This is a genomic window from Stenotrophomonas sp. PE591, assembly GCF_018320795.1.
Classification (GTDB): domain Bacteria; phylum Pseudomonadota; class Gammaproteobacteria; order Xanthomonadales; family Xanthomonadaceae; genus Stenotrophomonas; species Stenotrophomonas maltophilia.
Genome location: NZ_JAAOKO010000004.1, coordinates 315,493 through 335,013 on the forward strand (window position 1 = coordinate 315,493; position 19,521 = coordinate 335,013).

Annotated in this window: 21 protein-coding genes; 16 read left to right on the forward strand and 5 right to left on the reverse strand. The window is 66.3% G+C overall.

The window, feature by feature from the left end; genetic code table 11:
* Window positions 1-21 precede the first annotated feature (21 nt).
* A complete protein-coding gene (locus JLDANKMP_RS13320) occupies window positions 22-357 on the reverse strand; it encodes a hypothetical protein (protein WP_134709321.1) in 336 nt (111 codons plus the stop codon).
* Between the two features lie 10 nt (window positions 358-367).
* Window positions 368-757, reverse strand: a complete 390-nt coding sequence (locus JLDANKMP_RS13325; RefSeq protein WP_123958656.1) for a hypothetical protein — start codon at window positions 755-757, stop codon at window positions 368-370.
* A gap of 1,123 nt (window positions 758-1,880) precedes the next feature.
* Between JLDANKMP_RS13325 and JLDANKMP_RS13330 the strand changes: the two genes are divergently transcribed.
* Window positions 1,881-2,702 carry an alpha/beta hydrolase gene (locus tag JLDANKMP_RS13330; RefSeq protein ID WP_212561372.1) on the forward strand — a complete coding sequence of 274 codons (822 nt, stop codon included), beginning with the start codon at window positions 1,881-1,883 and terminating at the stop codon, window positions 2,700-2,702.
* A gap of 35 nt (window positions 2,703-2,737) precedes the next feature.
* Here JLDANKMP_RS13330 and JLDANKMP_RS13335 read toward each other — a convergent pair whose 3' ends face one another.
* A complete protein-coding gene (locus JLDANKMP_RS13335; RefSeq protein ID WP_014647399.1) occupies window positions 2,738-3,532 on the reverse strand; it encodes a helix-turn-helix transcriptional regulator in 795 nt (264 codons plus the stop codon).
* Between the two features lie 79 nt (window positions 3,533-3,611).
* On the opposite strand from JLDANKMP_RS13335, the gene JLDANKMP_RS13340 reads away from it, so the two are divergent.
* The 11 genes from JLDANKMP_RS13340 to eptA all read left to right on the forward strand — a co-directional run bounded on the left by JLDANKMP_RS13340 (window position 3,612) and on the right by eptA (window position 13,527).
* Complete coding sequence (locus JLDANKMP_RS13340; protein WP_249336912.1) at window positions 3,612-5,573, forward strand: FUSC family protein; 1,962 nt, start codon at window positions 3,612-3,614, stop codon at window positions 5,571-5,573.
* 4 nt (window positions 5,574-5,577) lie between these two features.
* Window positions 5,578-5,787, forward strand: a complete 210-nt coding sequence (locus tag JLDANKMP_RS13345; protein ID WP_049471367.1) for a DUF1656 domain-containing protein — start codon at window positions 5,578-5,580, stop codon at window positions 5,785-5,787.
* Window position 5,788: 1 nt separating this feature from the next.
* Complete coding sequence (locus JLDANKMP_RS22290) at window positions 5,789-6,340, forward strand: biotin/lipoyl-binding protein (RefSeq protein WP_249336913.1); 552 nt, start codon at window positions 5,789-5,791, stop codon at window positions 6,338-6,340.
* Complete coding sequence (locus JLDANKMP_RS22295; protein ID WP_249336931.1) at window positions 6,331-6,672, forward strand: hypothetical protein; 342 nt, start codon at window positions 6,331-6,333, stop codon at window positions 6,670-6,672. The genes JLDANKMP_RS22290 and JLDANKMP_RS22295 overlap by 10 nt, the downstream gene beginning before the upstream one ends.
* On the forward strand, window positions 6,669-8,105 hold the full coding sequence (locus JLDANKMP_RS13355; protein WP_212561373.1) for an efflux transporter outer membrane subunit: 1,437 nt from the start codon (window positions 6,669-6,671) through the stop codon (window positions 8,103-8,105). Before JLDANKMP_RS22295 ends, JLDANKMP_RS13355 begins: the two co-directional genes overlap by 4 nt.
* A 134-nt stretch (window positions 8,106-8,239) precedes the next feature.
* A complete protein-coding gene (locus tag JLDANKMP_RS13360; RefSeq protein ID WP_212561374.1) occupies window positions 8,240-8,587 on the forward strand; it encodes an RcnB family protein in 348 nt (115 codons plus the stop codon).
* Between the two features lie 71 nt (window positions 8,588-8,658).
* Entirely contained in the window at window positions 8,659-9,189 is a 531-nt protein-coding gene (locus JLDANKMP_RS13365; RefSeq protein ID WP_212561375.1) for a nuclear transport factor 2 family protein, read from the forward strand.
* A gap of 103 nt (window positions 9,190-9,292) precedes the next feature.
* Window positions 9,293-9,967 (forward strand): response regulator transcription factor, encoded by a 675-nt coding sequence (locus tag JLDANKMP_RS13370; protein WP_032962486.1) that lies wholly within the window; start codon window positions 9,293-9,295, stop codon window positions 9,965-9,967.
* On the forward strand, window positions 9,964-11,196 hold the full coding sequence (locus JLDANKMP_RS13375) for a HAMP domain-containing sensor histidine kinase (RefSeq protein ID WP_099498049.1): 1,233 nt from the start codon (window positions 9,964-9,966) through the stop codon (window positions 11,194-11,196). The genes JLDANKMP_RS13370 and JLDANKMP_RS13375 overlap by 4 nt, the downstream gene beginning before the upstream one ends.
* A gap of 59 nt (window positions 11,197-11,255) precedes the next feature.
* Complete coding sequence (locus JLDANKMP_RS13380; RefSeq protein WP_212561376.1) at window positions 11,256-11,642, forward strand: diacylglycerol kinase; 387 nt, start codon at window positions 11,256-11,258, stop codon at window positions 11,640-11,642.
* Window positions 11,643-11,715: 73 nt separating this feature from the next.
* Window positions 11,716-13,527, forward strand: coding sequence for a phosphoethanolamine transferase EptA (gene eptA / locus JLDANKMP_RS13385; RefSeq protein ID WP_212561377.1), 1,812 nt, complete (start codon window positions 11,716-11,718; stop codon window positions 13,525-13,527).
* Here the strand turns inward: eptA and JLDANKMP_RS13390 are convergent.
* Window positions 13,431-14,351, reverse strand: a complete 921-nt coding sequence (locus JLDANKMP_RS13390; RefSeq protein ID WP_005409936.1) for a M14 family metallocarboxypeptidase — start codon at window positions 14,349-14,351, stop codon at window positions 13,431-13,433. The genes eptA and JLDANKMP_RS13390 overlap by 97 nt on opposite strands.
* A 145-nt stretch (window positions 14,352-14,496) precedes the next feature.
* On the opposite strand from JLDANKMP_RS13390, the gene JLDANKMP_RS13395 reads away from it, so the two are divergent.
* Genes JLDANKMP_RS13395 through JLDANKMP_RS13410 form a run of 4 tightly spaced genes read left to right on the forward strand, consistent with a single transcriptional unit; the run spans window position 14,497 to window position 18,418 of the window.
* Window positions 14,497-15,150, forward strand: a complete 654-nt coding sequence (locus tag JLDANKMP_RS13395; protein WP_099498053.1) for a DUF3348 family protein — start codon at window positions 14,497-14,499, stop codon at window positions 15,148-15,150.
* A 10-nt stretch (window positions 15,151-15,160) separates the two neighbouring features.
* A complete protein-coding gene (locus JLDANKMP_RS13400) occupies window positions 15,161-17,425 on the forward strand; it encodes a DUF802 domain-containing protein (RefSeq protein ID WP_133050452.1) in 2,265 nt (754 codons plus the stop codon).
* Entirely contained in the window at window positions 17,422-18,060 is a 639-nt protein-coding gene (locus JLDANKMP_RS13405; RefSeq protein ID WP_005409939.1) for an OmpA family protein, read from the forward strand. Before JLDANKMP_RS13400 ends, JLDANKMP_RS13405 begins: the two co-directional genes overlap by 4 nt.
* Window positions 17,984-18,418, forward strand: a complete 435-nt coding sequence (locus JLDANKMP_RS13410) for a DUF2894 domain-containing protein (protein WP_219630332.1) — start codon at window positions 17,984-17,986, stop codon at window positions 18,416-18,418. Before JLDANKMP_RS13405 ends, JLDANKMP_RS13410 begins: the two co-directional genes overlap by 77 nt.
* 495 nt (window positions 18,419-18,913) lie before the next feature.
* Here the strand turns inward: JLDANKMP_RS13410 and JLDANKMP_RS13415 are convergent, their stop codons facing one another.
* A complete protein-coding gene (locus JLDANKMP_RS13415) occupies window positions 18,914-19,360 on the reverse strand; it encodes a transposase (protein WP_212561378.1) in 447 nt (148 codons plus the stop codon).
* Between the last annotated feature and the right edge of the window lie 161 nt (window positions 19,361-19,521).

The following is a 19,521-nucleotide window of genomic DNA, read 5'->3' on the forward strand; positions in this document are numbered from 1 at the left end:
GAGGATCGCTTTCAGCAGGCGTCAGTGCTCGCTGAAAGCGCTCCTCAGATCGACGCCGATGATCGGCGAGAAGTCCACCTTGCACAGCTCCAGCTCGAAGAGCTGATCGTGATTGTCCAGGCACAAGGTGACCCTCACCGGTACGCCGTCGGCATCGGCAAGCATGGCCGTGGCAATGTCGCTTCCGAAAACCTGGGTCGTGCTGGACAGGAACACCACGCCCCCGAATCCGACGACCTCCACGTCCTCCACCTGGGCGAGTGCCAGATCCTTCAACAACCGTTCGGACAGTTCGGTCGTCTCGGGCAGCAGCCTGTGGATGAGGGAGACCTCGTCGGGGGTGAGGAATCTGGGCACGGAATGTCCTTCAGGGCACTGCATCCGCCATCAGCAGATGCTCGATCCGCCATGTCCTGGCGTAGATGAGAATGACGCTTCCGGTCGAGGTGGTCTCGATACGGAAACACTTCAGGCCGGACAACGGATAGCCGACCGCCTTCCAACGATCAACGAGATCAGCGAGTCCCGGCTCGTCGTCCTCGGCCCTGGCGAACTCTATTCCCTCCTCCCCCAGTACGCCGAAGTTCATGAGCGCCGAGCACCCGTAGGCTTCCGAGAAGCAGACGGTTGCCCGCCGGCCGTCCGGCCAGCGTACCCGCACCTTTACCTCATCGCATACGCCAGGATTGCTTCTGTCAATGTTGATGGCCAGCAAGGTGGCGTCACACCATTCGAGCGCGTTGAAATCTCCATTCATCTACTGGAATCCGTCAGATGCATACGACGGAGGTGCGCCCCCGGTCGCCCCTTCCTCTCTCTCACCACTCCTGAAGCTCCCCAAGGTTGAGGTCCCGGGCATAGGACCGCCGACTACTGATCCGTACTTCCTTGGATGCGAACCTTCGACCGTCCCTGCATTCGACTGCGAATTGGTAGCTTCTGGGTTCCGGCCCTGCAACGACCATCATGGGGACCGAGAATGTGCTTCCAACCGGTTTCGACGAAACTACACCTTCGCCCTCCCCGAGCATGCTCAGCTCACAATCGAGAGCGCGAACGTCACCCTGACCTGGCGGCACGCTTCCCGAGACGCGCACGATCATATCGCCACCCGATGTTGCACAGCCGGCCAGAACCAGACCGGCAATGACAGCTGCGGCATACCTCACCTTCGCCCCTTCTCCGCATTGTTAATGCACCTGTTGAACGCACTGACGTTCGCATTCACCACGGTCAACAGTTGCCGGATGGTGTAGCTGGCGGTACCTGCCGAGGTGACCAGCGCGATGCGATTACCTATGACGTCATGATCTCAAGCCCCCTTGCAAAGAGGTGGTTGAGAAGGCCCGCTACTCCGGGGACCCATCTGCAAAATGCCGCTTTCTCCTAAAGGCAACGAGAACGAAGGCTGTCGCAGCCAGGAAGGCACCACACGCATCCCAGATTCGGCCCAGCCACAGCATCAAAGCGGAAATGGCCAGCCACATTACAGATAGTGCAAGAAACCATCCGCGCGTCAGCTTCATAGGGCCCATACACAGTTTGAATTCCAACCATAGCGCAGACGATAGCCAATGCAACCTAATAGATTGCCGGCATCCCTTCCTCCAAATGCTGCAACGCCGGCGACAAAGGGCAAAAGCAGCGTCAGATCCGACGCACCAGATGCCGGCAAGGTCAGCCGCGTTGATAGACGGGCGGAACAACCCGCAGCACAGGCGCAGCGACCTCATGCACCATGACTTCCTACACAGGGATTAGGTGTTATACCTCACTACATTACCAGCACGACCTGTCGCGAGGTCGGCAGGCTGTGGCACTCCGCTGCAGGCCTGACCCATCGGAAGGGCTGGCACGCGTCACGGCCCAGGGGAATGGCAATGAAGAGCAGCCGAGTGACGTTGTGGGCGCTGGCCGCCATGATGGTCGCAGTGGGCACCGCGCACGCAGGGGAAATCCAGGTGGATCGCGGCGCCTACGCGCTGCAGGCCGAAGAGACCGGGGCCGGCCCGATCACCGTGGTCTTTGAATCCGGTTTCGGGCAGGGCGCGGGCGCCTGGAAGGAGGTGGTTGCCGGTCTGGGGCGCGACTACCACAGCATCACCTACGCCCGTGCGGGACTCGGCAAGTCCGGCAGCGACGGTCACCCCAAGCGCATCGATGCGCATCTGGCCGACCTCACGGCCGTGATCGATACGCTCGCCCCCGGTCGCCGCGTTGTGCTGGTGGGTCACTCCTATGGCGGCCTGCTGGCCACGGAGTTTGCACGCCGCCATCCGGAGCGCCTGCAGGGCCTGGTGCTGGTGGACCCGGCCACGATGGGTCAGCGCCATGCGTTCAAGCAGGCCGACAGTGCCCGCGTGCAGGCAGATGATGCCCGGCTGCGGGCGATGCTGCCGCCAGCCATGGCCGCCGACTACGCCGTGCTGACCGAACAGCTGGATGCACCCGGTGCGGAAACCCCGCGCACGATGCCGGACGTGCCGGTGGCGCTGCTGACTGCAACCCAGCTGGCTGCCGAACCGCTGTTCTTCGAAGAAACCGCAGCGGGCAAGGCGCTCTGGAAAGCACAGCAGGCCCTGCTCTTCTCGGGATTCACGCGCGGCTCGCACCGCTACCTGGCAACCGGTCACACCCTCCAGCGCGAGGATCCTGCTGCGGTGGTGGCCGCGATTCAATCGGTCTCCGGCGCCTTGAAGTAGCTGTTCCAGGCAGGCGCTTCCCGGGTTGTTCCCGGCTACTGCCCACGCAGGCGCACCGCAAAGTACCGCGCCGGGGAAAGGCCAAGCGCTTTCTTGAACATCGTGATGAAGGCCGTCACCGACTCATAGCCCAGCGTCTCGGAAACGCGTTGTACCGGTGCACCGGCGGCGAGTTCCCGAATGGCGATGAGCAGGTGCAGTTGCTGCCGCCAGCGCCCGAAGGACAGTCCCGTTTCCCGTTCGATGAGGCGGGTCAACGTGCGCTCGCCCAGGGCCAGGCGCACGGCCCACTGGCCGATGGTGCTGCGGTCTGCCGGATCCGCCGACAGCGCCGCAGCCAGCGCACGCACCTTCGGGTGATGGCTGACCGGCAGCGACAGATGCTCGGCCGGCATCTGTACCAGCTCGTCCAGCAACACCCGCGCCAGTCGGTCGGTGTGGCTGCCATGCGGATAGTCCAGCGGCGCGTCGGCCAGGTGCAGGATCATCTCGCGCAGCATCGGCGAGATGGCCAGCGTCACGCACTGCGCCGGCAGGTCGACGATGCCGGGCTCGACGAACAGGTAGCACAGGCGCGCGTTGGCGGTGGCGCGGTTGCTGTGCGGCATGCCGCCCGGAATCCAGACGCCACACTGGGGCGGCACGATCCACAGCGCATTGGCCACTTCGCAGGTCACCGCCCCATGCAGCGCAAGAATGAGCTGACCCTTTCGATGCTCATGCACCGGAATTTCCGCGTCGTGCTCGGCCACCTGCAGGCGGCTGGCAACCGCCGGGCGATCGGTCTCGTCCGGGTCCAGGTCAAAGCCGGGGAGCGAAATGCGAGCCATTCTCACATTGACTGGTTTTAGCGATTGGTTGTCATTGTAGCGAAATTCGCCAGTGCGGCCGATCACTAGCATGAGCTGCATGCACTCCCCCACCCCGCTCCGCCCCCACCTGCTCCAGGCATTTGCCCGGTTTAAAAGCCCTGCCCTCAGGACCGACCAGGAGGCGGTGCTGTTCTCGCTCAAATGCCTGCTCGCCGCGTCGCTGGGGCTCTATGTCTCTCTAAGGGTCGGCCTGAACCGCCCGTTCTGGGTGATCGGCACGGTCTATCTGGTATCACAGCCTCTTTCCGGGGCAACGCTCAGCCGCGGCCTGTTCCGCCTGCTCGGTACCGTGGGCGGGGCCGTCGCCACCGTCGCGCTGGTGCCACGCTTCGCCAATGCGCCCTTGGTGCTGAGCGCCGCGCTCGCCACCTGGATGGCGCTGTGCCTGTACCTGGCGATGCTCGACCGCACGCCACGTGCGTACGCGTTCCTGCTGGCCGGCTATACCACCAGCCTGATCGGGTTTCCTGCGGTGATGGTGCCGGGAGAGGTGTTCACCATTGCCATCACGCGGGTGCAGGAAATCGCCATCGGCATCCTGGCCGCCACGCTGGTACATGGGTTGGTGCTGCCGCGCCGGGTTTCGATGCGCGTGCACGCACGGGTTGCTGCCGTGCTGGAAGATGCGGAACGATGGACACGCGACATGCGCGCCAGTGCATCGGACACGGTGCTGGCGACGGACCGCTCGAAAGTGGCCGCCGACCTGCTCGAGCTGCATGTGCTGTCGATCCACCTGCCCTTCGACAGCGCCCACGGCGTGGCCCAGGTGCAGATCCTACGTGCCCTGCATGACCGGATGCTGGACGTGCTGATGCTGTCCAGCGCGATGGAAGATTCCATCGCTCGGCTGCGTTCACCGCAGGCCGGCACAATGGATGCAAGCGGCTGGAGCGATCTGCTGCAGGCCAGCCTCGCCGCGCAACAGGCCGAGCTCGACCTCGCCCACGCCGACTGCCGCGTGCTGCAGGCACAACTGCACACTGCCCGCCCCGACTGGCGCCTGCATGTGCCTGACCGTCTTGCGCGGAATGTGCAGGGCGCAGTGATTCACCGGGATCACAGGAACGCCGCGCGCAGCGCACTGGGGGCGTTCGTAGGCATCCTGCTGAGCTGCGTTCTGTGGATCGTTACCGGCTGGTCGGAGGGCGCCACGGCGGTGTCCATCATCGGCACGGCGTGCGTGCTGTTCGGCACGATCGAAGCGCCTGCGCCGCATGTCATGCGCTATCTGGTGGGATCGTGCATCGGCGTTGCCGTCGGCCTGCTCTACGGTCTGCTGATCTTCCCCGCGCTGTCCGATTTCGTCGGCCTGATGGCCGCGCTGGCGCCGGTGCTGCTGCTGTGCGGATCGTTCCTGGCCCGGCCGCCCTTCATTATGGCTGCGCTGGGCGTGGTGCTGACGTTTCCGCTCATCGCCGGCCTGGGCGCCACCAATACGTTCAACATCGTCGGCGCACTCAACAACAGCGTTGCGTTGTTCGTCGGTACGGCAATGGCACTGTGCAGCATGCAGTTGTTCCAGACCGCCCATGCGGGCCGCAACCGCACGCGGTTGGAGGGTTCCATCCGTCGGGATATCGCACGACACGCCGCCGGACAAGGTGATGTGACCCGCGCGTGGCTTAGCCGAATGCTGGATCGAATCGGGCTGCTCGCTCCCAGGTTGCAGGGCCGTTCGAGCGCCGCGCACGACCTGCGGGCATTGTTTGCGGACGTGCGCGCGGTACGTGCATCCAGCCAACTCCGCGCGCTGGAAAGGCGGCTGCACAACCCGCAGGTTCGGGCGCTTCATGCGGCGCTGGTCGAACGCATCGCTGCACATTTCAGGGTTCGCGCCCACTCGGCACGCAGTGTCGACATCCATCTTCTGGAACTGCTCGACCGCATGCGCGAGGCCGCGACGGCCAGCAGCGGGGCTGATCAGAGGCATCTGTCGCACCTGCTCTGCGGGTTGCGCCGCGACCTGCTGGCATCCCCGCTCACCCATCGGCACTGACCACATGCTCTCTGATCTTTCCATTGATGGCGTGCTGATCCCCGGCCTGCTCGCCGTGGCCGCCGCCGCGCTGGCGTTGTCGATGCTGACCTCGCGCCTGCTCGCCAGCCTCGGCCTGTACCGGCTGTTCGCCGCGCGGCCCTTGGTGGGCCTGTCCCTGTTCGTGATCCTGGCGGAGCTGATGATCCGGCTCTCGCCCCTGCTCGAGAAATGAAATGAAACACCTGCTTGCCGTCATCGGGCGCTGGAGCGCTACGCTGGTTGTATTCGCGATTGCTGTCGTCGCCGCACTGTCCATCTGGAAGCGTTACGAAACGCGCCCGTGGACGCGTGATGGACGGGTGCGCGCCGATGTGGTGCGCGTTGCATCGGACATGGGGGGGCTGGTCACCCAGGTGCTGGTGCACGACAACCAGCGGGTCAGCGCCGGAGAGTTGCTGCTGGTGCTGGATCAACCGCGCTTCGCTGCCGCGCTTGAGAAGGCCGACGCAGCGGTCAGCAGCGCTCGCGCCACGCTGGCGCTGGCCCGCCGCGAATCGACACGGGACAACGCACTTGGCAACCTGGTCGCCTCGGAAACGCGCGAACGCAATGCCGCCAAGGTCGATACCGAGCTGGCTGCCCTGGCGCAGGCACGGGCCGAACAGCGCGTTGCCCAGCTCAACGTGCAACGCACCGAGGTGCGCGCGACCACCGATGCATCATCACCAACCTGGACCTGCACGCGGGCGACTACCTGCAACCCGGTGCGCAGGCACTGGCGCTGATCGACACCCGCAGCCTGCGTATCGAGGGCTACTTCGAGGAAACCAAACTGGGCTGCATCACCGAGGGCGATGCCGCCGTGGCCCGGCTGATGGGCGACGACCACGACGTCCGCGGACACGTGGATACCATCGCCGCCGGCATTGCCGACGATCAGCGCTCAAGCACCCACAACCTGCTGCCCGCCGTGGCGCCGACCTATACCTGGGTGAGGCTGGCACAGCGCATCCCGGTACGCATCCGTATCGATGATGCTCCGCCGGATACGCGTCTGATCGTGGGTCGCACTGCACATGTGACCATCGCGCCCTCGGCACAGGGGGCCTGCAAGTGAGCGTGCGGACAGTACGTTGTGGGTTGTTTGCCCTGCTGCTGCCGATGACGGCCTGCGTGTCCGGCCCCGACTATCACCTGCCGGCGAGCGCTGTCGCAGCCTCCCCACGAGCGGCGCGGGCGTTCGCCTCGGGCCAGGACGCATCGTTCAGCCACGACGCGCCACCGGATCGGTGGTGGCGACTGTATGGCGACCCTCAGCTTGACGCCTACGTACGCGAAGCACTGGCGGCCAATACCGACCTGCGCGCCGCCGATGCCAACCTTCGGCGCGCCAGCGCAACCGTGCTGGAGTACCGTGCGCGCGGTGCCGTGCAGGCCGACGTGGATGCATCGGGCACGCTCACCCATGCCGGTGGTTACACCCAGGCGTCGGCCGCACCGCAATCCTATGCGCTGGGCCTCCACCTCTCCTATCCGCTGGATCTCGCAGGCGGCATCCGCCGCGGCATCGAAGCCGCCAACGCAGACGCGGAGGCTGTCGCTGCGGCACGGGACCAGGTCCGCGTGGTCGTCGCTGCGGCCGTCACCCGTGCCTATCTCCAGGTGTGCACAAGCAATCACACGCTCACTGCAACCCGGCAAGTGATGGCAATACAGCGCGCCACGCTGGAGGCAACCCGACGGCTGGCTGCAGGTGGGCGCGGAACGGACTTCGATGTCAGCCGTGCCGGTGCCGCCGTCAACCGCAGCGCGGCGGCGATACCGCGCCTGCTGGCCGAACGCCAGGCCGCACTGTTCGAACTGGCCGCATTGATGGGCAGGCTCCCGGCAGACTATCCCAGGGAGGCCGAAGCATGCCCGCAGCCCCCTGAGCTGGAGCAGGCGCTACCGGTCGGTGACGGCTGGCAACTGCTCCAGCGGCGCCCTGACATACGCGCAGCCGAACGCAGGCTGGCCGCCGCAACTGCAATGATCGGCGCTGAGACGGCGGGTCTCTATCCGCAGATCACCCTGGGCGCCTCTTCGGGCGTGGCCGGCACACCGGCGCATCTGCTGTCGGCTGACGGCTTCGGTGCGAGCATCGGCCCCGTGCTGTCATGGCACTGGCCCAACCGCCGCGCGGCCAAGGCCCGCATCGCAGCGGCCGGTGCCAATGCAGATTCAGTTCTCGCGTCCTTTGACGGCATCGTGCTGCAGGCATTGCGCCAGACCGAGACCGCGCTTTCTGCCTGCACACAGGAGCTCGAACGCGAGCACAGCCTGGCGCAGGCGCGGATGGACGCAGCGCGGGCCGCCGGGCAGGCACAGCAACTCTACCGTTTCGGCAGGATCGATTTTCTCGACGTGCTTTCGGCCCAGGCCGCGCTGGCAGATGCGGAGTCCGCATTGGCTGCATCGCGCGCGGAGCGCATTGACCGGCAAATGGATCTTTTTCTGTCGTTGGGCGGAGGCTGGGCCGCAACGGACTCGGCCCCGGGCGCGGTCCAATGATCCGCTGCCTGGCGACGACTGCAGGCCGCGCCGTCCGTTCAGAAAAGCACCGCCTACACCCGCATTCATTCACATGGATTGCCCTATATTCCCGCCACAGCGCCGCATGCTGCGGCCATGACGGAGGCATCCCCATGAAGACCACACGTTTGCTTGCCATCGCATTGAGCGCAGCCACCGCGTTGGCCGCGGCCCCCGCCTTCGCCGATCCGCCGCACCACGCCCGAGGCAACGGCCCGCCGCCGCACGCAGGCGGCCCGCACCACCGCGATGCGCCGCCGCCGGGCTGGCAGAAGAAGGCCTGGCGACGTGGCGAGCGCCTGCCGTGGGCCGAAGTGGACCGCCGCTACTGGGTGGACGACTACGCGCGCTATGACCTGCGCGAGCCGGGCCGCGACCGGCGTTGGGTGCGCCAGTCCGATAGCGAGTACCTGCTGGTGGAGATCGCCACCGGCTTGATTGTTGACGCGCTGCATCGTTGAATGCGGAGCGCGCCGGGGCCCTGTAGCCGTGGCCCTGGCGCGCTCCCACCACACTGCGGCCGACATGAATGATGCGAACCACCGGATTCCAGAGCGCGTTTCTCATTGTTGGCCTCATCGCAGGCCAGCCGGCCCACGCAAGCCAGCAGCCATCAGCGGCGGATGTAAAAGCGATCGAACAGGTGGTCGAAGCGTTCCGCACTTCGCTGATCAACAAGGACAAGCCGACCTACATGGGCCTGTTCTTCTCTGATAAACCGGAAGACATCGGCTGGCAGTTCGTTTCCGAGGATGTGCGCCTGCAGGACATCCGCAAGGCCAAGCCCGATGCAATCAAGGCACGGCAGATTCCTGCAAACAACTTCATCGCGCTGATCGACGGGGCGGTCGCCTCGCCGAAGCCGAAGGAAGAGAAGTTCACCAACACGAAGATCGAGACGGATGGTGATGTGGCTTCGGTCTCGTTTGACTACAGCTTCCACGACGATGGGGTGAAGACTAACTGGGGCAAGGAAATGTGGCAGCTGATCCACACCGAACAGGGCTGGAAGATCTTCTCGGTGATCTACTCGGTCCGCGATTCACGCAGCCCGGCCGATTGAGCAGGGCTTGATGCGGGCGCCCTCACCCGCGATCCATTCAGCAAGGGCATTGGCATTCGGCCAGCGATCGGGCAGAGTTCGGCCACGCGCAAGGACGCATGTCATGACCCGCCTGCTGATCATCGAAGACAACCCCGAGCTGGTTGCCAACCTGTATGCCTTCTTTGAACCGCTGGGTTACGTACTGGACGACGCCCGCGACGGCGCCAGCGGACTGCGCCGGGCCACGCAGCACGACTACGACGCCATCCTGCTGGACCTGATGCTGCCGCGGCTGGACGGCATGACGCTGTGCCAGAAGCTGCGCCAGGAGTTCCAGAACCCGGTGCCGATCCTGATGCTGACCGCGCGCGATCCGGTCGAAGACCGCGTGCAGGGCTTGGCCCTGGGCGCGGATGACTACCTGGTCAAACCGTTCTCGCTGACGGAACTGGATGCGCGGATCAAGGCCCTGGTACGACGGGCGCAGGGTCGCCAGGTCCAGAGCGTGCTGGCGTGGAAGGACCTGCAGGTGGACACGCGCTCGCCACAAGCCTGGCGGCAAGGCCGCTGCATTGCGCTGACGCCCACGTCGCACAAGTTGCTGATGTGCCTGGTGCGTGCGGCGCCGGCCGTGGTGCGCAAGCAGGAAATGGAGTACCTGGTCTGGGGCGACGAGCCACCGGACAGCGGCGCGCTGCGAACCCACATCCATGAGCTGCGCCTGCAGGTGGACCGCAGCTTCGACACCGCGCTCATCACCACGGTGCACAGCGTCGGCTGGCGCATGCAGGCGTGACCCGTGCCTCCCTCTACCGCCGCCTGAGCCTGCGCACCCGCATCACGATCTCGTTCGTGCTGTTGATGGCCGGTGCCATGGGCTTCATCGTACTGGCCGAACAGGTGGACTACGATCAGGTCCGGGCCGCTGTCGTCGCGCGGACCCAGGACAATGAAGTACGCCGCCTGCAGGACGAACTCGCCCGTGGTCGGCGTCCCGACCTGCCCTCCGGCAGCGCACTGTTCGATGCCCAGGACGTGCCTGTCGTGCTGCGCCAATATGGCCCGGGATATCACGGCGAAGCAGCACCCAACGAGTGGCACCTGCGCGTGTTCGACAGTGCCGGCCAACGTTACTACCTGCTGCAGGACGCAGCGCCCTATGGCTATCTGGAATACCTGATCAATGCCTTTGCGGCACTGGTCATTTCGATCTGCGTGCTTGGCGCCTTCCTGATCGGTCGCAAGGTCGCGACCCACGTCATCGCGCCCATCACACGATTGGCCGATGCGGTGCAGGACGGCCACAAGCCCTTTCCCTACCAGGACGCACGCGATGAGATCGGCGTGCTCGCGCGCGCCTTTGCCCGCCATAGTGACGAGCTCGAACGGTTCCTGCATCGCGAACAGTGCTTCAGCGGCGATGCCAGCCACGAGCTGCGCACGCCCTTGGCCATCATCGGTGGTGCTGCCGAGACGCTGGCCTGCCAGCTTCCGGCCGACAGCCACCTGGTTCCCAGTGCCGAGCGCATCCTGCGCACCACCCAGGAGATGCAGCGCCAGCTGACCTGCCTGCTGCTGCTCTCTCGCGCCCCCAGCACCGTGCCACGCAACGAGGTGGCCCTGCGTGCGCTGGTTGAATGCTGCATGGAGCGGTGCCAGCCCTGGCTTTCCGGCAAGCCGGTGATCGTTGCGTTTGATGCCCTGCATGACACCGTGCTGCACACCAACGCGGATCTTGCGCACAGCGTGATCTGGAACCTTCTGCGCAACGCCTGCCAGTACACCGAAAGCGGCGAAGTCCGGATCACCCTCCACGACGCCGCACTCATCGTCGCCGACACGGGGCCCGGCCTGCCCTCCAGTATCGATCCACAGCTGTTCCAGCGCTTCGTGCCCGGTAGCGTGCACAGCGGCGAGGGGCTGGGGTTGTCGATCGTGCAGCGCATCGTCGAGCACCTGGGTTGGAGGATGACGGTGCATTCATCGCAGCAGGGATGCCGGTTCAGCCTGGAGTGGCCCCTCTGACGATTTCCTGACGCACGCGTGCACATGCTGGGGATTGCTCACTTCACGGCGGAAACCGCATGCAGCACCCCAAGGACAGCGGCAAGTACCCGCACGGGAAAACCGGCCTGAGCCGCATCTTCCACACCCTCATCCATTCGCGCGATGGATTCGTCGCCACCTTCCGCGGCGAGGCTGCCTTTCGCCAGCTGCTGCTTCTGCACGCGCTGTTGATCATTGCAGCGTTCGTACTGGACATCAGCGCGGTCGAGCGCGCGGTAGTGCTTGCGGTCTGCTTCATCAGCCTGCTGGTGGAACTGCTCAACTCAGCGATCGAAGCGGTGGTTGATCGCATCTCCCTGGAACAGCATCCACTGTCAAAGAACGCCAAGGATATGGGCAGCGCCGCGCAGACCACCGCACTGTTGATGGTGGGCGCGGTGTGGGGCGTCATCCTGCTGGGCTAGTCCGCCCAACCTGACAACTTCCTGATAAAGCGGTTTCGATACTGCGCGCACTCCCGCTCCACGGAACCTGCTCGTGCGTCAATGCCGCCGTTTTCCACGGCCCCATCCGATCGTTCTGGTCTGGGCCGTCGCACTGTTCTTCACCACGATTGGAAACATCGCCCTCTGGAAGACGCTGTGGGGGCTGGTCGACCTCAACAGCGTGCGCAGCGTGCTGTTCCTGGCCAGCCTGCCGGTGGTGCTGTTCTGCCTGTTCAACCTGTTGCTGACGCCACTGCTGGCACTGCCGTTCCTGCGCAGGCCGCTGCTGGTGCTGCTCGTTGTCGTCAGCGCCGCCTGCAGCTACTTCATGCTGCACTACAACGTGCTGATCGATCGCAGCATGGTGCAGAACGTGTTCGAGACCAACCAGGCCGAACTGAACGCCTATCTGTCGCTGCCACTACTGTTGACCCTGCTGGCGCTGGGCGTGCTGCCTGCTGCCGGGCTCGCCCTGGTGCGCACCACCAGCGGGGCCGGCTCGATACGTTCGCTGCTGGTGTGGCCGGCCAGCGCTCTGGCGTCATTGCTGGTACTGCTGGCAATCGGCTTCGCGTTCTACAAGGACTACTCCTCGCTGCTGCGCAACAACCGCTATCTCCGTGACCAGGTGCTGCCGTTGAATGTCGTGCGCCATACCCACGGTTATCTGAAAGGCCTCTACAGCGCCCGCCAGCAACCCTTGCGCCCGATCGGCATGGATGCACGGCGCGTACCGGGCCCGCGTCCGAAGCTTGTGGTCATGGTCGTCGGCGAGACCGCGCGATCACAGAACTTCCAGCTCAACGGCTACCCACGCGCGACCAATCCCCGGCTATCGCGCAAGGAAGGCGTCATCAGCTTCAGTGATGTTTCCTCATGCGGAACCGCAACGGCGATCTCGGTGCCGTGCATGTTCTCGCAGATGACCCGCCGCCAGTATGACGATGTACGCGCAGCGACCGAGGAGAATCTGCTCGACATCCTGCAGCGCACCGGCATCAGCGTGCTCTGGCGCAACAACAACAACGGTGGCTGCAAAGGCGTGTGCGAACGCGTGCCGACCGAGGACATGCCCGCGCTGAAGGTGGCCGGCCAATGTGTCAATGCCGACGGCACCTGCTATGACGAGGTGCTGCTGCATCAGCTCGGTACACGCATTGACGCCATGAACGGTGACGCCCTGGTCGTGCTGCACCAGCTTGGCAGCCACGGCCCGACCTACTTCGAGCGCTACCCGGCACAGTCGCGGGCATTCAGTCCGACCTGCGACAGCAACCAGATCCAGCAGTGCAGCAACGAGGCGCTGGTCAACACCTATGACAACACCCTGGTCCACACCGACCGCATGCTTGGCAGGACCATCGACCTGCTGCAGGGCTATTCGGACCAGCGTGATGTCGCGCTGATCTATGTGTCCGACCATGGCGAGTCGCTCGGCGAACGTGGCATGTACCTTCACGGCACGCCTTACTTCATCGCGCCGCGCGAGCAGACCCAGGTGCCGATGGTGATGTGGTTCTCACCGGAGTTCAGCCGCAACGCGGGCGTGGACCTGGCCTGCCTGCGCGGGAATGCCCTGCACCGGGCGCACAGCCACGACAATGTCTTCCACTCACTGCTGGGCCTGTTCGGGGTCAACAGCACGGTGTACCGGCGCGATCTGGATGTCTTCGCCGGCTGCCGCGCGTCGGCTTCGCCGGCTGTGGCCACCTCGCCAGCCAAAGAACGGCGCCGGTTGATGCCGGTCGCTGCCCGCAACGTGGCGCGTTACTGCGCCGCCAGGGCGAAATCCAGGCCCGCACACACCGCCGCCACCTGGGCGTCGTTGCACTCCTGCGGGTTGGTGCGCGGGCTGTCCGGGTAGACCTCGGTGGTGGTGGCAAAGCGCGCGTCGGTGAAGCCGGCGCAGGCGCCGATCGAGCGCGACTCACCCCACACCACGCCCGGCGACTGCAGCGGCAGGCCGACCAGGTTGCCCTCGGCGTCGGCCGGGGCGATATGGGTGACTGGCGCGACCGCGGCGATCAGGGCCTTCTGGAACTCGGCCTGCGGGTCTTCGCTGTTGCCGATCACGTAGAAGCCATCCGGAATGGTGTCGCGCTCGAACGGCTTGCCGTCGCGGGCGCAGCGCGCCGGATCGAACTCGTGCAGGTCGCTGTCGGTGGTCTCGTGCAGGTCCAGGTGCACCAGCAGGTTCGGTTTGCGCTCGGCCACCCAGGCCATCAGCGCGGCCGCTTCCTCGATCTGGCCGCCGTCACGGAAGCTGCGGTTGGGATCGATGGCATCCGGGTTCCAGCGCTGGATGCGTTCGTAGCCCCACGGGCTGACGCACGGTGCCACGATCAGGTTCAGCCGGCCCAGGTAACGCTCAGCCTGCTGTTCCAGGAACTGCAGGGCGCCATGCACGCCGCTGGTCTCGTAGCCATGCACGCCACCGGTGATCAGTGCGGTCGGCAGCGCCGGGTTCCAGTCGTGGTTGACCACGGCGAACAGCGGGTAATGGTCCGGCGCATAGTCCAGCTGGCCGTACTGGATCACATCGAAGCTGTCGTCCAGGCGCTCGAGCGCTGCCACAACGTCATCGTGGTAGCTGCGCTGGCGCTGCTGGCGGGCCCGCCACTGTGCGCGTTCCGCGTCGCCCCAGGGCTGTCCGGGGGTGCCGATCGGGTAGAACTGCGCAACGGTCATTGGGTACTCCAGGGGTCGAACGGGATGGGTGCAGCCGGTCATTCTAAGCCTTGTCGCGCCTGCGGGTCCCCTCCCCCGGCCCCGCCTTCATCCAGGCCGGGTCATCTGGTTGTAAAATCAACGGTTTTTGGCCCCTCACCCCTTGATGGCGAACGCAGCGCAGCCGGTCCTGGGTGGACCGGAGTTCCTCCGCCTGCTCGCCCGTCTCAGCGACGGCGCGATGCCGGCCAGCAGTCCCGCCCTGACCGATCGGCTCGGCCAGTGGGTGGACTGGAGCCGTGCCGTGGCCCTGTCCGGGGCGCTCGGCGGACGCCTGCCCGAGCCCGGTGAAGCCGCCGAAGCCGTCGAGGATGTGCTGGCCGACTGCGTCCAGGCGCACGCCAGCCTGCTGGCCTCGATCAGTGAGGACGCCGAGGCCGAGCGCCTGCTGGATCTGGCCGAAGCTGCCGCTGCACCCAACTTCGCCTCGCTGCGCCAGCGCTACCGGGTACTGCAGCAGGCCATCCAGACCGCCACCGGGCGCTTGCGCGGCCGCCTGCGCGACCAGCTGGTGCAGGTTTCGCCCGAGCTGGCGCGGCTGGCCGAGGTCGACGCGGTGATGGAACAGACCCTCACCCCGCGCGAGCACAGCCTGCTGGCCACTGCGCCGGCCGTGCTCGGCGCCCGTTTTGAACGCGTGCACGGCCAGCCCGGCTGGCGCGCGGCCTTCCGCCATGACATGCGCACCCTGCTGCTCGCCGAGCTGCAGCTGCGCTTCCACCCGATCGAAGGGCTGCAAGACGCCCTGCGCTCCCACTGACCGGAACACCATGTCCAGAACTGCTTTCCATGTCGTTGTTTTCCTTGTCGGCCTGCTGGCCGTGTGCTGGATCGGCATTGGCTATGTTTCGGTGCATCCGCTGGGTGCAGCGGTGGCGGCGATCATCGCGGCCTGCTACATCGCCGGTGGCGTGGAGCTGTACCGCTACCGCCAGGCCAGCAACGGCCTGCGCAGTGCACTGAACGACCTGTCCAGTGCGAAGGAGAGCCTCACTCCCTGGCTGGAGCGCGTGCCCGCAGGCCTGCGCAATGCCGTGCGCCTGCGCGTGGAGGGCGAGCGCACTGCCCTGCCCGCTCCGGTGCTGACCCCTTACCTGGTCGGCCTGCTGGTGCTGCTGGGCATGCTCGGCACCCTGCTGGGCATGATGGACACGCTGCGTGGCACCGGACTGGCCCTGCAGAGCGCGACCGACATGGCCGCGATCCGCGGCTCGCTGGCCTCGCCGGTGCAGGGCCTGGCGGTGGCATTCGGCACCTCGATCGCCGGTGTGGCCAGCTCGGCCATGCTAGGCCTGCTGGCGGCGCTGCTGCGTCGTGACCGCCTGCAGGCCGTGCAGCAGCTGGATCGCGCCATTTCCGGCGACCTGCATCCGTACTCGCAGGCCTGGCAGCGCGCCGAGTCGCTGCGCCTGCTGCAGGCACAGTCCGCGGCGCTGCCGGCGCTGGTCGACCGCCTGCAGGCGATGACCAGCACCTTTGAACAGCACAGTGCGGCCGCCAATGAGCGCCTACTGGCCGGCCAGGCCGAGTTCCTGACCCAGAGCCAGGCACTGCAGGAACGCCTGGCGGTCTCGCTGCAGCAGTCGCTGCGCGAAGGAGCTGAAGCCAGCGCCGCCGCCATCGGTGGCGCGCTGCAGCCGATGGCCGAGACCACCCTGGCTGGCCTGGCCCATCACGGCGAAGCACTGCATGCCCGCGTCGAGCAGGCCGTGCAGCAGCAGCTGGCCGGCCTGAGCGACGGTTTCGAGCGCAGCCGCGTCGCAACCGAGGCCAGCTGGGCCAAGGTGGTGAGTGAACAGACCCAGGCACAGCAGGCACTGGTGAGCGACCTGCGCCAGCACCTGCAGGCCTTCAGCGATGGCCAGGCCACGCATGCCGAAGCGCTGGTCACACGTATCGGCGAGCGCCTGCAGGCCGATGCACAGGACAATGCGGAGGCCTTGCGTGCTGCCGCCGAACAGCAGCAGGCCCTGAATACTGCGCTGGTCGAACGTCAGCAGCAGGCGTTGATCGCCGCCAGCGAGCATCTGGACGCGCGTGCGCAGGCGCTGCTGCAGGCACTGGAGCAGCAGCACAGCGCCAGCCAGTCGCTGCTGCAGGATCATGAAGCGCAGCGCTCGCAGCAGTGGCAGGCCGCGCAGGCCAGCGCCGCGACCGCGCACGCCGAACTGCAGGCCAGCCTGGACAGCCGCGAGCAGCAACGCCAGGCGCGCTGGGACGCGGTCAGCGCCGAGTTGCAGCAGGCCCACGCCGCCCTGCAGGCGCAGCTGCAGGCCGGCGACGAACAGCGCCTGCAGCGCTGGAGCGATGCTCTGCAGCACGTTTCCACCGAGCTGGCCGAGCGCCTGCAGGCCAATGGCGAACGCCTGGCCGCGCAGCAGCAGCGCGTCTGCGACACGCTGGCGGAGACCGCACAGCAGATCGGCGAGAACGGTCGCGCACAGGCCAGCGCCACGCTGGCCGAAGTGTCCACCCTGCTGCAGACCGCCGCCGCCGCGCCCAAGGCCGCTGCCGACGTCATCAACGAGCTGCGCAGTACGCTGTCCGAGAGCCTGGTGCGTGACAACGCGATGCTGGAAGAACGCGGACGCCTGCTGGCCACCGTGCAGACCCTGCTGGATGCGATCAACCACGCCTCGCACGAACAGCGCACCGCTGTGGACGCACTGGTCGGTGGCTCGGCCGAGTTGCTGGAACGCGTTGGCAACCGCTTCACCGACCATATCGCCGCCGAGACCGGAAAGCTGGACGGTATCGCCGCAGCGCTCCACGGCAGCGCCGGTGAAGTCGGCCAGCTGGCCAGCAGCTTCGGCGAAGCGGTAGCGCAGTTCGGCAGCGCCTCCACCGAGCTGTCCGGCCGCCTGGAACAGATCGGCGGCGCACTGGATGCCTCGCTGGCCCGCAGCGACGAGCAGCTGGCCTACTACGTGGCGCAGGCGCGCGAGGTGGTCGACCTCAGCCTGCTGTCGCAGAAGCAGGTGATGGAAGAACTGCAGCAGCTGGCCACGCGCCGCGGCAAGGCCGGTAGCGCATGAGCGACGAGCTGGAGGTCGATGGCGGCTCGCATGCCCCGATCTGGGCCGCCTTCGGCGACCTGATGTCGGTGCTGCTGGGCGCGTTCGTGCTGATACTGGTCGGTGTGGTCGCGGTGCAGCTGGAGCTGTCGCAGCGGCTGGACCAGGAAGTGAAGCAGCGCCAGGCCGAAGCCAAGCGCCTGCAGACGCTGGAACAGGCGCTGGCCGGCCCGCTGGCCGCCGGTCGCGTGACCCTGGTCGATGGACGCATCGGCATCAGCGGCAGCGTGCTGTTCGCGCTGAACTCCGACCAGCTGCAGCCGGAAGGCCAGGAGCTGCTGCGCAGCCTGGCCGCGCCGCTGGCCGCCTACCTGGGCAGCCGCGAGGAAATTCTGATGGTCAGCGGCTTCACCGATGACGCACCGGTGCGCGAAGGCAATCGGCGTTTCGCCGACAACTGGGAGCTGTCCGCGCAGCGCTCGCTGACCGTGACCCGCACCCTGATCGCCGATGGCGTACCGGCTGACGCCGTGTTCGCCGCCGCGTTCGGCAGCGAGCAGCCGGTCAGTTCCAATGCCAATGAGGAAGGCCGCGCACGCAACCGCCGCGTCGAGATCGCGCCGATTCCCAAGCCCAAGGCCCCGGATGCCAAGTAAGCTTTCAGCGCTCGAAGGCCTCCGCGCACTGGTGCGCGACCTCGATGCGGGGTCGCGCTCGCTGCCGCATTACCCGCAGGTGCCGATGCTGCAGCAGGTGCAGCGCGAGTGGTCGGAGCTGCGCAGCGAACTGCAGGTGCGCCGCTCACTGCGCACCGAGGCCCCGGCCGACGGCGGCCCGCTGAACTCGGCGGTGCTGGTGCAGCGCATGCTGGACACGATGCAGGCCACCAGTCCCGGCTACCTGCGCCACTTCATCGATTACGTGGACACCCTGTCCTGGTTGCAGGCGCTGCAGGACGGCGCCGCCAGCGGTGCAGATACCGCGAAGCCGAAGCGGACACGCAAGCCGCGCTGAACATTCACTGGTAGCGCCGGCCGCTGGCCGGCATCAAACCGGACCGACCACGGCCGAAGCGCGCGCAAGCGGCGCTGAACAGCGAATGGCCGTGCTGAACATTGACTGGTAGTGCCGGCTGCCGGCCGGCAGCTATGCATCTCCGCGCGGGTCATGGGGTTGCCGGCCAGCGGCCGGCACTACCACCGAGGGTGCTCTGTGCGCCGCAGCGCAACTGCGCTGCGCTTCGCCTTTGCTGTGGTAGTGCCGGCCGCTGGCCGGCATCACAACCAGACCGACCACGGCCGAAGCGCGCGCAAGCGGCGGTGAACAGCGAATGGCCGCGCTGAACATTCACTGGTAGTGCCGGCCGCTGGCCGGCAGCTATGCATCTCCGCGCAGGTCATGAGGTTGCCGGCCAGCGGCCGGCACTACCATCGAGGGTGCTCTGTGCGCCGGAACGCAATCTGCGCTGCGCTTCGGCTTTGCTGTGGTAGTGCCGGCCGCTGGCCGGCATCACGACCAGGCCGACCATGCATACGGATACTCGCCAATCTGCCCAGCAAGACCGGCGCGCACCGGATTCCCCAGGATGTACAGCGCTTGCTGCGCCAGCGACTCCTCCGCCCTCACTGCATGATCAAAGTAGCCAGACTGCCAGACCGTACATCGACGCCCCACCAGGCGATTCAGGGCGAGCGCGCTCGACGATTTCATCCGGCGCGCGATGTCGGGAAGGTGAGCTGCGCGCAGCTCGAACATCCAGTGGACGTGATCCGGCATGACGACCCATGCGTGTGACTGTACGAGCCCGCGCTGTTCGATGTAGCGGAGCTGGTCGATTACACATGCTGCGGCAGCTTTGCTTTCAAAGAGCCGGCGGCGCTGATGTGTCGTGGTTGTCAGAACGTAGGACTGGCCGATGATCGAGTGACGGCCCAGACGGAGGCGATGGCTGCTCATGCGCCATGCTGGGTCGATCATTGCGCGTCGGCTGTCGGGCCATGCCTCGATGGAGGTTGGGAGATGTCTGAAGTTGAATGAGGTTGCCGGCCAGCGGCCGGCACTACCGGGACTATGGATTGCCGGCCAGCGGCCGGCACTACCGGAGCTGTGGGTTGCCG